Annotated in this window: 15 protein-coding genes and 3 tRNA genes; 7 read left to right on the plus strand and 11 right to left on the minus strand. The window is 68.7% G+C overall.

Going from position 1 to position 14,359, the window contains the following annotated elements:
• Positions 1–15 precede the first annotated feature (15 nt).
• Positions 16–1,356, minus strand: coding sequence for a nucleobase:cation symporter-2 family protein (locus tag QRX50_RS05525; protein ID WP_285970885.1), 1,341 nt, complete (start codon positions 1,354–1,356; stop codon positions 16–18).
• 80 nt (positions 1,357–1,436) lie between these two features.
• On the opposite strand from QRX50_RS05525, the gene QRX50_RS05530 reads away from it, so the two are divergent.
• Together QRX50_RS05530 and QRX50_RS05535 are read left to right on the plus strand one after the other, a co-directional pair.
• Complete coding sequence (locus QRX50_RS05530; protein WP_285970886.1) at positions 1,437–2,555, plus strand: 5-methyltetrahydropteroyltriglutamate--homocysteine S-methyltransferase; 1,119 nt, start codon at positions 1,437–1,439, stop codon at positions 2,553–2,555.
• Positions 2,556–2,622: 67 nt separating this feature from the next.
• Positions 2,623–2,868 (plus strand): NIPSNAP family protein, encoded by a 246-nt coding sequence (locus QRX50_RS05535; protein WP_434533240.1) that lies wholly within the window; start codon positions 2,623–2,625, stop codon positions 2,866–2,868.
• A gap of 108 nt (positions 2,869–2,976) precedes the next feature.
• Here the strand turns inward: QRX50_RS05535 and QRX50_RS05540 are convergent, their stop codons facing one another.
• Positions 2,977–3,561: a hypothetical protein gene (locus QRX50_RS05540; protein ID WP_285970887.1), complete on the minus strand. Its 585-nt coding sequence runs from the start codon at positions 3,559–3,561 to the stop codon at positions 2,977–2,979.
• A 154-nt stretch (positions 3,562–3,715) separates the two neighbouring features.
• Between QRX50_RS05540 and QRX50_RS05545 the strand changes: the two genes are divergently transcribed.
• A complete protein-coding gene (locus QRX50_RS05545) occupies positions 3,716–4,504 on the plus strand; it encodes a rhomboid-like protein (protein WP_285970888.1) in 789 nt (262 codons plus the stop codon).
• Between the two features lie 91 nt (positions 4,505–4,595).
• Positions 4,596–6,923 (plus strand): sensor domain-containing protein, encoded by a 2,328-nt coding sequence (locus tag QRX50_RS05550; RefSeq protein WP_285970889.1) that lies wholly within the window; start codon positions 4,596–4,598, stop codon positions 6,921–6,923.
• Here the strand turns inward: QRX50_RS05550 and QRX50_RS49400 are convergent.
• The 4 genes from QRX50_RS49400 to QRX50_RS05565 form a co-directional block, all read right to left on the minus strand.
• Complete coding sequence (locus QRX50_RS49400) at positions 6,917–7,093, minus strand: hypothetical protein (protein ID WP_353074090.1); 177 nt, start codon at positions 7,091–7,093, stop codon at positions 6,917–6,919. The two genes, QRX50_RS05550 and QRX50_RS49400, sit on opposite strands and share 7 nt — an antisense overlap.
• Positions 7,094–7,098: 5 nt before the next feature.
• Complete coding sequence (locus QRX50_RS05555) at positions 7,099–7,716, minus strand: arylamine N-acetyltransferase family protein (protein WP_353074091.1); 618 nt, start codon at positions 7,714–7,716, stop codon at positions 7,099–7,101.
• Positions 7,717–7,750: 34 nt separating this feature from the next.
• A complete protein-coding gene (locus QRX50_RS05560) occupies positions 7,751–8,095 on the minus strand; it encodes a YciI family protein (protein WP_285970890.1) in 345 nt (114 codons plus the stop codon).
• A 90-nt stretch (positions 8,096–8,185) separates the two neighbouring features.
• Positions 8,186–8,821, minus strand: coding sequence for a class I SAM-dependent methyltransferase (locus tag QRX50_RS05565; RefSeq protein WP_353074092.1), 636 nt, complete (start codon positions 8,819–8,821; stop codon positions 8,186–8,188).
• Here QRX50_RS05565 and QRX50_RS05570 point away from each other — a divergent pair.
• Positions 8,799–9,398: a hypothetical protein gene (locus QRX50_RS05570; protein WP_285970892.1), complete on the plus strand. Its 600-nt coding sequence runs from the start codon at positions 8,799–8,801 to the stop codon at positions 9,396–9,398. The two genes, QRX50_RS05565 and QRX50_RS05570, sit on opposite strands and share 23 nt — an antisense overlap.
• Positions 9,399–9,618: 220 nt before the next feature.
• On the opposite strand, the gene QRX50_RS05575 is transcribed toward QRX50_RS05570, so the two are convergent.
• The 4 genes from QRX50_RS05575 to QRX50_RS05590 form a co-directional block, all read right to left on the minus strand.
• A tRNA-Phe gene (locus tag QRX50_RS05575) sits at positions 9,619–9,692 on the minus strand.
• 31 nt (positions 9,693–9,723) lie between these two features.
• Positions 9,724–9,797: transfer RNA gene (locus QRX50_RS05580), tRNA-Asp, on the minus strand.
• Between the two features lie 22 nt (positions 9,798–9,819).
• Positions 9,820–9,892: transfer RNA gene (locus tag QRX50_RS05585), tRNA-Glu, on the minus strand.
• Between the two features lie 334 nt (positions 9,893–10,226).
• Positions 10,227–10,481, minus strand: coding sequence for a hypothetical protein (locus QRX50_RS05590; RefSeq protein WP_285970893.1), 255 nt, complete (start codon positions 10,479–10,481; stop codon positions 10,227–10,229).
• A gap of 486 nt (positions 10,482–10,967) precedes the next feature.
• Between QRX50_RS05590 and QRX50_RS05595 the strand changes: the two genes are divergently transcribed.
• A complete protein-coding gene (locus QRX50_RS05595; protein ID WP_285970894.1) occupies positions 10,968–11,387 on the plus strand; it encodes a hypothetical protein in 420 nt (139 codons plus the stop codon).
• A 196-nt stretch (positions 11,388–11,583) separates the two neighbouring features.
• On the opposite strand, the gene QRX50_RS05600 is transcribed toward QRX50_RS05595, so the two are convergent.
• Positions 11,584–11,787: a cold-shock protein gene (locus tag QRX50_RS05600; protein ID WP_020669570.1), complete on the minus strand. Its 204-nt coding sequence runs from the start codon at positions 11,785–11,787 to the stop codon at positions 11,584–11,586.
• Positions 11,788–12,246: 459 nt separating this feature from the next.
• Here QRX50_RS05600 and QRX50_RS05605 point away from each other — a divergent pair, with 459 nt between their 5' ends.
• Entirely contained in the window at positions 12,247–13,446 is a 1,200-nt protein-coding gene (locus QRX50_RS05605; RefSeq protein ID WP_285970895.1) for a L,D-transpeptidase, read from the plus strand.
• The last annotated feature ends 913 nt before the right edge of the window (positions 13,447–14,359 follow it).

Raw genomic sequence — 14,359 nt, forward strand, 5'->3', positions numbered from 1 at the left:
ATCAGTCAAGCACCCCTACGGCGCCGACAGCAGATCCGGATCCTTCCTCGCCCCCAGGTGGTTGAACAGGAGGTTCAGCAGGAACGCCAGGATCGACGCCAGCGTGATCGGGCTGCCGCAGATGGTCTGGAGCCACGCGGGGAAGTGCTGGAAGAAGATGGACGTGCCGAAGCGGTCGGTGGCGAAGGCTGGCAGCAGGCCGACGCCGAGGGACACGGCGACGATGAAGGTGTTGTGGTTGCCCGAGAACTCGACCTTCTTGAGGTTCTGCACGCCCACCGCGGCGACCATGGCGAACATGATCACCGCGACGCCGCCGACGACCGGTTCGGGGATCGAGGCGATCGCCGCGCCGACCTTCGGCACGAGGCCCATCACCACGAGTAGGCCGCCCGTCACGGCGACGACCCAGCGGCTGCGCACGCGCGTCATCTGGACGAGGCCGACGTTCTGGGCGAACGCGGTGTCGGGGAAGGAGTTCATGAAGCCGCCGAGGATGGCGGACAGGCCGTCGGTGGCGAGGCCGCGGGCGACGTCGGCGTCGGTGGCCGGGCGGCCGGTGATCTCGCCGACGGCGATGATGTCGGCGGTGGACTCGGTGAACGTCACCAGCATGACCACGCACATCGACAGCACGGCGGCGATCGGGAACGTCGGCGCGCCGAAGTGCAGCGGGGACGCGAGCCCGAACCAGCTCGCCTCCCCCACGTCGCCGAAGTGCGTCAGGCCAAGGGGAATCGCCACGATCAGGCCGACGGCGAGCGCCACCAGCGGCGCGATCTGCGCGACGAACCCACGCAGCACCCGCGTGAGGAGCACGATCAGCGCCACCACGCCGAGCGCGATGCCCAGGTGCGACGGGGTCGCGTAGTCGGGCGCCTCCGTGTCGTGGCCGGCAATCATCGCCGCACCCGGGCCGAGCAGCGAGACGCCGATGACCAGCAGCAACGTGCCCGAGACCAACGGCGGGAAGAACCGGATCATCTTCGCGAACGGCCGCGCCAGCAGGAGCCCGAACACGCCAGAGGCGATCATCGAGCCGTACACGGCGGTGAGCCCGTACTGCGAGGCGATCAGGATCATCGGGTTGACCACGGTGAACGTCGCGCCGGCCACCACGGGCAGCCGCACGCCGATGAGCTTGCCGATCCCGATGGACTGGACCAGTGTGGCGATGCCGGCCACGAAGAGGTCGGCGTTGACCAGCAACGCGATCGTCGCCTCGTCGAGCTTCAGCGCGCTGCCGACGATCAGCGGCACGGCCACCGACCCCGTGTACATGATCGCCATGTGCTGCAGGCCGAGCAGGAGCAGCCGCCCGGCGGGCAGGCCTTGGTCGACCGGGTGTTTGGTCATGGGTGGCAGCCCTTTCACGCGGATCCGATCGCGCATCTTCTCACGACGCATACCGCCGGTTTGTGTGTGACGATCGGGGCATGACTCCGCGTCCCCCCTTCCGCGCCGACCACGTCGGGAGCCTGCTGCGGCCGCCGGTTCTGCGCGACGCCCGCCGCCGGCACACCGCGGGTGAGATCACCGCCGAACAGCTGAAGGCCGTCGAAGACGACGCGATCCGCGACGTGATCAAGATGCAGAAGGTCGCCGGCCTGTCCTCGGCCACCGACGGCGAGTTCCGCCGCGCGTCGTGGCACATGGACTTCATCTACTCGCTCGGCGGCATCTCGCAGAGCGACGAGCGCCTGCACGTGAAGTTCCACAACCTCGCGGGCGACCTCGAGTTCAGCCCGCCCGGCCTCCAGGTCGACGGCCGCGTGCGGCTGGACCAGCCGATCTTCGCCGAGCACTTCGCGTTCCTGAAGTCCCACGTGGACGCCGGCATCACGCCGAAGCTCACGATCCCGTCGCCGAGCATGATCTACTACCGCGGCGGCCGGGCTGCGGTGAGCGAGACTGTGTACCCGGATCTGGAGGAGTTCTTCGCCGATCTGGCCACGGCGTACGCGGCGCAGCTGACGGCGATGGGCGAGCTCGGCTGCACGTACCTGCAGCTCGACGACACCAGCCTCGCGTACCTCAACGACCCGGCGCAGCGCGAGCTCGTCGCGCGCATGGGCGGCGACCCGGACACCCTGCACCTGCGCAACATCCAGCAGATCAACGCGGCCCTGCGCGGCCGGACCGAGGGCATGAGCGTGACTACCCACCTGTGCCGCGGCAACTTCCGCTCGTCGTGGGCGGCTTCGGGCAGCTACGAGTTCGTGGCCGAGGCCCTGTTCGGTGAGCTCGGCGTCGACGGCTTCTTCCTGGAGTTCGACGACGAACGCTCCGGCGGCTTCGAGCCGCTGCGGTTCGTGCCGCCGGGCAAACGCGTGGTGCTCGGCTTGGTGACCACGAAACGCCCCGAGCTGGAAGACGCGGACGATCTGGTGCGCCGCATCGAGGAAGCTTCCCGCTTCGTCGACATCGACCAGCTCTGCCTCTCGCCGCAGTGCGGTTTTTCCTCCACGGAGGAGGGCAACGAGCTCACCACGGACGACCAGCTGCGCAAGCTCGAGCTCATCGTCTCGACCGCCGAACGAGTGTGGGGCCGGTGATCACCTGCGTGGTCGACTACGTCATCGATCCCGCGAAGATCACCGAGTTCGAACGCTTCGCGCAGGCGTGGATGCGCCTGGTCACCCGCGAGGCGGCGTGCACCACGGCTACTTCCTGCCCGCCGAAGGCGCGAGCGACGAGGCCAGGGCGTTGTTCAGCTTCGAAAGCCTCGCCGCGGACGAGCAGTACCGCGCGCTCTTCGGCATCGACCCGGATTTCATCGAGGCCGATCGCATCCGCGACGAGTCGGGCTGCGTGGTGCGGTACCGCCGCAGCTTCATGCGGCCGCTGATGCCGGACGACGGCAGCTGACCCACGGGCACGAGCGCCGGTGCGGGTCGGATTCCGCGCACCGCAGCACTTCCCGCGTCACCTCGAGGGTTCGGCACCGCGTTTGTGTTCGCCTTCGAGCAGCCGAACTCAGATGCAGAGGATGCCCAGGACACACGGCCGATTGGGCTTCGTCGTGGTCGACGGGGGCGGAGGCGGCGGAGGCTGGTTGTCCGACGAGGAGCCGCCCGAGCCGGGCTGCGTGCCGGTGGGTGAGGTCGGCGAGTCGGAGCCGCTGGTCGCGGTGCCGGAGTCGCTGCTCGACGTCGTGCCGGGCTCGCCGCCGCCGCGCGGGTTGAGCGGGTCGATGATCGACGTGATCTTCGGGGCGCTGGCCTCGGTGGTCTCGTCGTCGCTCGAAGAGCTCGAGTCCTGGCCCTGCCCGGACCCCGCGATCGTGGCCGGTGGCGGGCTCGACTCCGAGACGCCACCCGCACCGTCGGTGCGGTCGGGCATCTCGATGACCTTCATCTCGGTCAGGCGCGTGGCCTCGTCGTTCGCCGTGGTGCCGAACGACACCAGGATCGCCGCGGCGCCACACCCCACGACCACGGCCACCATCACGGCAACCATGCGCCAGCGCGACCGCGAAGGCGGTGGCAGACGTTCGCCCCACCCTTCGCGCACGAGCAGTTCGGCGACCGAAACCTCTTCGTCCACCAGCGGGCCTTTCACCAGGAGTGGGCCATTCTTACCGCACCAGGCCACCGAACGGGTGAATAATGACAGAAAATTCTACGCAGCGTGCGTCACTCTAGCGGGTGAGAATCACAGCGCTTTCACAGCTGCCCTTAGCGAAACTCCCAGGATGCCCGGAGAGCCTGGAGTAATGCTGCTGCGAGCCCGACAGCCGGTCACCCTCCGAGGCTGGTGGAACCACCGGCTCGTCGGCGCGGCCGCACCCACCCGGGTGACGCTGACCTGGCGAGCAGTGGGCCGCAGCTCCGCGCGGGCGCTGCCGACTCCGCGGTCGACACCGTTCACGTTCGGTTACCTCATCGTCCTGCTCGGCACCACGCTCGTGCTGCGCTTCGCCGACCCCGTCGTCACGGCGAAGCTGCTGCAGCTCTCGAGCACCGACGCCCACAACCTCTGGCGCCGCCCCCTCGTCTCCCTGCTCAGCAGCGCGCTGTGGCTCGAAGACGGCGGCTGGCTCGCCTACGCGATCATCTTCACCATCGCGCTCGCCCCGCTCGAACGCCGGTTCGGGCCCGGCCGCACGGCGATCGTGTTCTTCAGTGGCCACGTGCTGGCCACGCTCGCCACGGAAGTGCCCGTGATGCTGCTGATCAGCGGCGGCGTGCTGCCGACGACCGCGAGCCGCTGGCTCGACATCGGCGTGAGCTACGGCTTCTTCACCACGGCGGGCGCGCTCGTGTTCCTGCTGCGCGGCCGGCTGAGGATCACTGCGCTCGTGGTGATGGAGCTGTTCATCGCCGTGGTCTGGGTATCCGATTCGCCCGGCGACCTCGATTCCGTGGTGACCGTGCTCGGCCACGCGTGCGCGGCGCACTTCGGCCTCTTCTACTGGGGCCCGCGGCTTCGCGACTCCCTGAACCGGCGTCTAGGGCGCGCGACACCGACGGAATTCGCGGAGCCAGGGCCCGACGGCGCGTGATATACGAAGGTTCCCCGGCGCATATACACGAGAGATCCCTTGGTGGTGTAATCGACGGGCCACACGCCGACACAGGGGGACCGGACGCACTATGGAGGCCGACGCCCTAGCCGAGGCGCAGCTCGCGGAGCTGGCCGAACGCTACCGGCGGCTCGTGGAGCTGAGCGCCGACGCGACCTGTGTGCACGAAAGCGGCGTGATCACCTACGCCAACCCCGCGGCGCTCGATCTCTTCGGCGCACAGTCGACGACCGAGGTCGTGGGCCGGCCGGTCACCGACTTCGTGGTCGCCGAACGGGATCGCGGCGCGGCGCCCGGGGGCGAACCGGTCGAAACGGTCGTGAAACGGGTGGACGGCAGCACGTTCGCCGTGGAGACGGTGTCGCTGCGCGCCGGCGACGAGGCCGCGTCGGCGATCCAGGTCGTGATCCGCGACGTCGCCGGCCGCCGGGCCGCCGCCGCGCAGGCCGCGCTGATGTCGCAGGTGAGCGACGCGATCGTGGCGGTGACCGCGGACTGCATCGTCACGAGCTGGAACCCCGCGGCGGAGACCGTGTACGGGTGGACCGCCGCGCAAGCCGTCGGCCGCCCGGCGCGCGAGCTGCTCGGCGCGGATCCCGATCCCGCGGCGATCCAGCTCGCGGGATGCGTGGTGCAGCAGACGCACCACCATCGCGAAGGGGCTCCGCTCTCGATCCGCGTTTCCGCAGCTGAGATGAATGACGGCCACGTGCTCGTCTGCACTGACGAGACCGCGCGCCGCCGAGCGGAGCAGCACTACCGCACGGTGGTCGCCGCGCTCGACGAAGGCGTGCTGGTCGTGGGCTCGAAAGGTCTGATCGAGTCGGTGAACCCCGCCGCGAGCCGCATCCTGGGCGTGCCGGCCGACGAGCTGATCGGCGTGCCGTGCTCGTCGCTCGTGCTCTTCGACGAGTCCGGGCACCGGCTGGCCGAGGACGAGCTGCCGTCGATCTCCACCCGCCGCACCGGGGTCACGCACAACGGCCTCGTCCTGCGCCTGCGCCGCGCCGACGGCCGCGACGTGTGGGTGGCGCTCACGTCGCGGCTGCTCAACCCGGACGACCCTGCCGGCGTCTCGGTCGTCACGTCGTTCACCGACATCACCGAGCGCCGCGCGATCAGCGCCCGTCTGGCCCACGACGCGACCCACGACCCGTTGACCCGTCTGGCCAACCGCACGCTCGTGCTCGACCGGCTCGATCGCCGCGACCGCGTCAGCCCGACCACGGTGCTGTTCCTCGACCTCGACAAGTTCAAGATCATCAACGATTCCCTCGGCCACTCCGTCGGCGACCAGGTGCTGCGGATCGTCGGCGAACGCCTGCGCCGCGCCACCGCCGCGGCCGACGTGGTGGGCCGCTTCGGGGGCGACGAGTTCGTGGTCGTCACGGCCGGGGCCACGGCCGACGCCGAGGTGCGCTCGCTCGCGGCGCACCTGCGTTCGGTGCTGGCGGAGCCCATTTCCGTGCACGGGCGCGAGCTCCACGTGGACGCGAGCATCGGCATCGTCCTCGTCGCGGCGGGCGACCAGCGCAGCGCCGAAGACCTGCTGCGGGACGCGGATGTCGCGATGTACCAAGCGAAAGCCCTCGGTCGCGGGCGCTACGAGTTCTTCGACGTCGCCCTGCGCGAGCGCATGCAGCGGCGGCTGCGCATGGAGCAGGACCTGCGCGACGCCGTCCACAGTGGACAGTTGTGGCCCGCGTACCAGCCCGTGGTCGACCTGCCCACCGGCGAGATGGTGGGCGTGGAAGCGTTGCTGCGCTGGACCCACCCCGTCCACGGCGCGGTCTCGCCCGCGGAGTTCATCCCGCTCGCCGAGGAAAGCGAGCTGATCAACGAAATCGGCAAGTTCGTGCTGCGCGACACGACGCGTGAGGTGGCTTCGCTGCGTTCCGCACGCGGTCTGGACCTGTCGTTGAAGGTGAACCTTTCCGTGCGCCAGCTGGAAGACCCGCAGCTGGTGCCGGCCGTGCGCGACGCCCTGGCGACGACGGGCCTGCCGCCGTCCGCGTTGTGCCTGGAGGTGACGGAGAGCGCGCTGATGCGCGACGAGGTCGCCGCCGCGGAAGTGCTGGCAGCACTGCGTTCCCTCGGCGTGCTCCTCGCGATCGACGACTTCGGCACGGGCTATTCGTCGTTGGCACAGCTGCGCCGCCTGACGCTGGACACGCTGAAGATCGACCGCTCGTTCATCACCGGCATCGCCGACTCCCGCGACGCCGCGGCGATCGTCGCGAGCATCATCGCGATGGCGCACGCGGTCGGCTTGACCGTGGTCGCCGAGGGCGTGGAGACGGCCGAGGAGCTGGCGTTGCTGCGTCAGCTCGGCTGCGACCAGGCCCAGGGCTACCACCTGGGCCGGCCGCTGCCGGCCGCGGAGCTGTTCGCTCAGTAGACCTTCAGCAGTGCGCCGAGTTCCTCGTCGGTGAGCACGATGTCGAGGTCCACCAACGTCTTCTCCAGCTCCTCGGGCGCGATCGTCCTCGTCTCGTCCGCCGCACCGGGCCGGGATTCGGTGAGCTCCCGCCCGATCATGCGGCGCAGCCGGCCTTCCTCGAGCCGCATGAGGATCAGCCGCCCGAAAAACACCGACTTCGGGTGGGTGGCGATGTAGTGGTGTAGACCTCGTAGTCCACGGGCCTGCTGTGGACCTGCGGGAGGAGCTCGTGGAGGTCTTCCCAGCCGCCCTCGTCCTGTTTCTGGAAGACCCACCAGTCGCCCCGGCGGATGAGGCGGTGCGGCCACCCGCCCTGGTCCACGACCGCGCCGTCCTCGAACGCCATCGGCACGAGCATCCCGGACCCGAACCCGACGTCGACGAGATACGGCGTGTTCTCCACGGTGACGATCAACGTCATGTGCGTGTACGGCCCGCCCCGGTCGGGCTGCACCCGCGAGACCGTCCGCTGCACGTCGTACCCGAGCCACTCCGCGACGGCCGCGAAGAGGCCGGCCTGCTCGTAGCAGTAGCCGCCCCTTTGCCGCGTGATCAGCTTCTCGCCGACCACGTCCAGCCCGATCCCCCGATGCCGCCCGAGCACGACGTCCACGTTCTCGAACGGAATCGTCTCGACGTGCGCCCGCGTCAACTCCCGCAGCCCCTCGGCTGACGGTGGTCGACGCGGGCGCCCGACCCGCTCGAGATACGCGTCGACGTCCACCGCGTCGGTGTTCCACTCCCCGGTCATGGTCACCACTCTGCAACCTCGACCGTGGTGCAGGTCAAGCTTCGTGCACCACCGGCCGCACCTCGACCGCCGTGTGCTTCGCGTCCGGGATCTGCGCGGCGAGCTCGATCGCCCGGGTCTTCGTGGGCACGTCGACGACGTAGTAGCCGCAGAAGAAGGTGTCACTGCCGTTGAGGAGGCCGGTCTCGTGCTGGGCCTTGCCGTCGCGGACCCGCACGGTGGTGCTCTCCCCCGGCTCGGCCAGCGCCTTGGTCTCGACGATCTCGGCGGCGTTGTTCTTCATGAACGCGTCGTGGCCGTCGTAGACGTCCTGCTTGGCGTCGTCGGGGAGGGTGTCCCAGAGGGCGGGGGTCATGTGGAGGGTGAGGAGGTACTTCATGGTGGCTCCTTCGGTGTTGGTTTCACCGGATGGTCGGAGCCGGGGTGGTGGTCCGGACATGGCTTCGTGAAGTTTTTTCCGCGTTCAGGCTCAGCTGACCACCACGTACCGCTCGTCCTCTATCTCCGCACCCCACAGCGCCGGATCGTCCAGTTTCTTGACGTGCGCCTCCCGACGGTGACCTCGCACCAGCGCCTCGCATTCCGCCGCGGTCAGCCCGGCCCCGGTGGACCACCGGCCCTCGATCAGCACAAGCCGTCCGCCTGGCCTCAGCAGCCCGACCCACCGCGCGACCGCGGCGGCGGGATCGGGCATCGCCCACAGCACGTGCCGCCTGAGGACCACGTCGTACGCCCCCGCCGGCGGATCAGCCACGTCGCCATGGCGGAACTCGACCCGGACCTCAGCCGCCGCGGCCTTGTCCTCGGCGAGCGCCAGCATCCGGCGCGACAGATCCACCCCGCACACCTCGTAACCCGCCTCGGCCAGCAGAACGGCCAGACTGCCCGTGCCACAACCGAGATCGACCACGGACGCCGGTGTCTCCGGCATCAACGACAGCAGGAGCTCCCGCCACGCCACCCGCACAACCGGATCGCGCAACCACGCACAGCAGACAAATCTCGCGCACAGGTCACTCCGGGTGATCACGAGTGGATCACCGAGAGCGGGAATTCCGGGAAAGTCCGGCAGGATTCGGTGCATGAGTTTGTCTCGAAGATTCATCGCCGCCGCCTTCGTGGTGGCGGCTGCCGCGGGGTGTTCGAACGGTGGGAGCGGAGCGGTGGTGGCGGCCGCCTCCAGCGGGAATCCGGCGCCCACCACGAGCGCCAGCCCTCCCCCGGCGCCGTTCGTGCCCGCGGTGTCGCCGGCCAAGGTGACTGCGGCGTGTCCGTTTCTGGACCCGGCGGAGATCGCGAAGGCGTTCGGCGACCCGAACATTTACGACAGCAGCGAACAAATCCCGTCGATCCAGGGCGGGCTCACCGTCTACACCTGCAAGTACCACCGCGCCGACGACCCCGGTTCCCTGATGGGAGCCCTCGAGGTCGCCGACACGCCGACAATGGTTGCGCAGAAGACAATGCTGCAAGTCGCCGAACAGGAATGCGCTGACAAGGCGCAGCCGCTCGGTGAAGGCGCGATCTACTGCCTCAGCAAGGGCAACGGCACCGACATCGCGGTCATCGAGCCGAGCCACGGCGTGACCCGGATCGCCCACCTCTCCTTGGCCGTCACCCGCAACGACGGGTTGCGCGCCGGCTACACCACGCTGGCGAAAACCCTCGCCGACCGGTTGTGATCACCACAACGCCGGGGGCCGAACCGAAACGCAGCGAGTAGCACGATCATCGGGACGGCTCGTCCCGTGAGGACGGGACGAGCCGCTTCCACCGCGACGTCCGCGCAACCCCCACGCTTCGTTCGCGATCGTCGCCCCGCGTTGGTGCCATGCGCACCAAGTTCGGTCCGGAAAACAAGAAAGCCGCCTTGACCTGAGTCAAGACGGCTTCTTCGAGCGGTGGCCAGGGCCGGGGTCGAACCGGCGACCTTCCGCTTTTCAGGCGGACGCTCGTACCAACTGAGCTACCTGGCCGGGAACGCCGGCTAGGAGCCGAACGATCTTGCGACCCTGACGGGACTCGAACCCGCGACCTTCGCCGTGACAGGGCGACGCGCTAACCAACTGCGCCACAGGGCCTTACTGGTACTACAGTACTGCGTACTCCCAACGGGATTCGAACCCGCGTTGCCGCCTTGAAAGGGCGGAGTCCTAGGCCACTGAACGATGGGAGCCCAGCCGGTTTCGGCGAACCGACCGACCGCGCTCTCAGGTTCCCCCGGGAGCGATTACAAGCATAGGGCACGCCCCCACCGCTTTACACCGGGGGGTGACTAACTCTCCGGCAAGCTCATGACCTGCGACAACAGTGATCCTAGGCGCTGACTGGCCGATCGAGCTGGACGTCGGCCCCAGCGGGCGTCGATCAAGTCCGGCGATCAGCCCGGCCCCGAGACACCGGAGACACCGAAGACCCGCCGCCCCCGGAACCGTCAACAAGTCACACGACAGCCCACACCGAGCCGCCGAGCCGCGCCAGACAAGCCGAACCCCGAACGACGACAGCACTCAGCGCTGAACCGGCGCCTGTCCGCCCTCGTCGAGATCGAGGCCGAGCATCTCCAACAACTGGGCGCAGTCCTCGACCCCCAGTGCGCCGTTGGCGACGGCAAGGCGGGCGCGCCGCACTTGGTCGTCGGAGACGCGTTGGCCGTCGGTGGCCCCGCGTTGTGTCGGCACGCCGCCGCCGGTCAGTGACGTGCTTCCGCCATCGGCACCTTCGTACCGAAGGAGGAACTGTCGAACTTCCACAGACCCGCTCATGGCCCCTCCGCCCGGTTCTGAACAACTGGCCGCGAGGCTAACCAGAGGAATGCGCCACAGGCAGCCCCCCGGAGAGTGAACCTGGGAACACTCTCCGCACAACTCTGCGCAATCGCCGGACGCATTCACAAGATCGTGAATGTGAACCGGAGTGTGGATTTCTCACCGGTTCCACTCGCCCAAGCCCGGAACTCGTGCAACAATCGATGGTGCTGACACACCCCCGGTCAGCGCCTGTGGAGATCCCCTCCGACCCCCGCGTTCCTCCCCCTGGCGCGGGGGTCTCTCCATTTCCGCACTTTTGTGTGCCGACCTGCTGAAACCCGCCTTGCGCAACGCGTGAACAGCACGCCCACAGACGGTCATTGAACGGCGTTTATCCGCTGGGCTGATCAGGTGATCGAATAGGCTCAATGAGCGACCGAATTGCTTGTGTCGTGTCTCACAGTCGTTTGTTTGCCGAGACCCAACCGTTATCGTGTCCGGGTGCCTCTTCCCTCACTCGGCCGCCTCGGCAGCCGTACGAACCTCAAGGCCGTCTCGTCCGGACGGCACCGCAACGCCGCCAAGCCGGCGGGCGAAGAAGTCGTCGAGGACAAGGAGCTCACCAGCTACCTCGCGGCTCTCGCTCCGGACTCCGATCCCGAAAGCACCGGGACCGGCAAGCGCTTCGGCGAAGCGCAGGTCTACCAGCTGCGCATGAACCTCATCGCGAGCCAGCAGCTCAAGGAGATCGCCAACGAGCGCGACATCTCCCCGCAGGCGCTGGCGATGGAGTGGATCATGGAACGCCTCTCCTGGGAGGGCCAGGCCGCGTCGGCCCAGGAGCGCCGGCACTCCGACGCCATGACCGACGAGTTCAGCATCCCCCAGGGTTCCTTCGACGAACCGCTTCTTCCCCGCTGACCGCAGCGCAACGAACGCAACGAAACGCCCCCGGTGCACCAGCGCCGGGGGCGTTTTCGTGACCGGAAGTCACGCTGCGTCAGTGAAACCACGCTGTGTCAACAAAACGGTGTCACACAACAACAAAAAGAAACTCCCGGCGAGTGACTCGCCGGGAGTTCCTTACTCAGGCCTGAGAAAACGCGTTGGGCCTGTCTCAGATCGGGCGGACCTTCTGGGCCTGCGGGCCCTTCTGGCCCTGGCCAACCTCGAACTCCACTCGCTGGTTCTCCTCGAGGGTGCGGAAGCCGCGCCCGTCGATCTCCGAGTAGTGCACGAACACGTCACCCTCACCGCCGTCCTGAGCGATGAAGCCGAAGCCCTTCTCCGCGTTGAACCACTTCACAGTGCCTTGCGCCACCGCTGTACTCCTCGTAACAGATCCGCTTCGAATGCCACCGAAGTGGCACTCCGGCCGTCCCGGGCGGTTCCAACGAGTCGAGCGAAGAGCTGTCGGGCCCCACGGCTCGCGTCAGAAGTTCCGCGAGTGTGAAGCCACGAACACGCAAAACGACGGCCTGCTCAGCAGCCTACCGGGATCTGGCCAAATCTGAAGCCCGTGATCTCGCGGATCGGTTCACAGACTCGCACGTCACCGGAACGTCGTATCGCCGCCTACGCAGCGCGGTCGGCGGTGCCGGTTACGCTGATCGCGCACGGCCGCGCCAGACATCACCGTGCACGTCCTGGAGTCGCCTGGGCCCCGTACGTGAGCGTCGCGAGGGTTGGTGTGACATTGGTCACAGCCCAATCGATCAACGTTCGGGCTCTTCGGGACGTCTGGGTGGTTGGGGATGTCCAGGGGAGATTGGGGATCGGTGTGACTATCCGAAACTTCGCACGCCGGAGAGCGGCCGTCGCGGTTCTGGGGGTTGTCGCCGCGCTCACGCTCGGTGCGTGCAGCAGCGATCCGACCACCGTGAGCGCCAGCGGCACCACGGGCGGGGGCCCGACGAAGGCCGCGCCGGTCGCCAAGCCGGCCAGCATCAGCCTCGCGCCGGCGGCGAACGCCAAGGACGTGGCGCCGGGTGATCCGGTGAAGGTCACTGTCGCGGACGGCACGCTCGACTCCGTCACGCTGACAAACCCGGACGGCAAGCAGGTGCAGGGCCAGCCGTCGGCGGACAAGAAGAGCTGGTCCACGACCGAGGACCTCGGCTACAGCAAGACGTACACGTGGTCCGGTCAGGCGACGGGCAGCGATGGCAAGCCCGTGCAGATCAGCGGCGCCTTCACCACCGTGAAGCCGCGCCGGCAGATGGCGGGCAGCCTGAACGTCGGCGACGGCCAGACATACGGCATCGCGATGCCGATCGCGCTCACGTTCCCGAGCGCCGTGAAGGACAAGGCGTCCGTGGAGAAGGCGCTGTCGGTGGAGACCACGCCGAAGACCGAGGGCTCGTGGGCCTGGCTCAACGGCGACACCTCCGTGCACTGGCGGCCGAAGGAGTACTTCGCGCCGGGCACCGAGGTGAAGGTCAACGCGAACATCTACGGCGTCTCCATGGGCGGCGGCACGTTCGGGCGCCAGGACATCTCCGCGAGCTTCAAGATCGGGCGCTCGCAGATCGTCAAGGGAAACACCACGCAGCACCGCATGCAGGTCATCCGCGACGGCAAGCAGGTGATGGACTTCCCGGTCAGCTACGGCCTCGACTCCGACCCGGGCCGCGTCACCCACAGCGGCGTGCATGTGGTGATGTCGAAGCACGCGACGTACTCGATGAACAACCCGCGCTACCACTACAGCGACGTGAACGTGCCGTGGGCCGTCCGCATCTCCAACAACGGCGAGTTCATCCACGGCCTCGCGGGCTCCATCTGGGCGCAGGGCAAGAAGAACATCTCGCACGGCTGCCTCAACCTGTCCCCGGCGAACGCGAAGATCTACTACGACAGCGTCCTGCCGGGCGACCCGGTGGAGATCACGGGCAGCACCCAGACGCTCACGTCGAAGGACGGCGACTACAGCGACTGGACTTACGACTGGGCTTCGTGGAGCAAGCTGTCCGCGGTGTGAGTTCGGGTTGTGGGGTGAACGGCCGGGGGTTGGTGCCTCCGGCCGTTTGTCGTTGGTGGGGGTTGTTCGGGGATGCGCAAGCGTTTGCGCATCCGGCCGGGTGGCGTTTTGGGCCCGGTTCGCGACTCGGCGCCGATACGCGGCTGCGAGGCGGGGCGGGGTTGGACCTTGCGGCTACGGCGCACAGGGGCCTGCGGGTGGCCCACGATCGAGGCCCTTGGTCGCTCAGCCGCCTGCCCACCGCGCCCAACGTCACACGGCTGCCGCTCACGGCAGGGTTCGCGGCCGGGCCGCTGGTTCCAAGCCGTGCCGTGGCGACTCGCATCGCCGGCTCACGGCCTGCTGTGCAGGCCGAGGCTCACCGCCGCGGCAGGCGCCGGCCCGCGACGCCTCCCCCGAGACTCGCGGTCAAGTCACGCAGGTCGCGCACCAGGCCGAGCCCCACGGCAGAGGCTCACCGCCAAGCCGAGCGCCAACACGCGACGCCTCTCCGAAACTCTCGGACAGGTCGCGTGGGCTGCGCTCCGGCCGAGCCTCGCGACCCGGCCGGACGCGCCGCTGCGCCCCGGCGCGGGTCGCGGTTGGGCTCGCAGTCGATCACGCTGCCGACGGGACAGCGGGCGCCAGAGGGCTGTGGGAGTCCGGCTCGGTCGCCGAACGCCCGCGGGGTGCGACGTGCCGGCGGAGTGGTCGTGGGCGAGCCCCGAACGCCGGCGCGGGGTGTCGGCGGATGTGGGTGGGCCTGAACGCCAGCGCGGCTCGCGGGGTGTCTGCGGAGTCGCCGTGAGCCGGGTCTGAACGCCGGGGCGGGGTGCGGGCAGAACTTGGCGAACTCGATGCAACCCGGTGCGGCGCCGGCGGCATGACTAGGGGCAGAAGAGGCGCCGCCGACCGGGGTGCTCGTGAGTTGAGG

It is taken from the genome of Amycolatopsis sp. 2-15, from assembly GCF_030285625.1.
Classification (GTDB): Bacteria; Actinomycetota; Actinomycetes; order Mycobacteriales; family Pseudonocardiaceae; genus Amycolatopsis; species Amycolatopsis carbonis.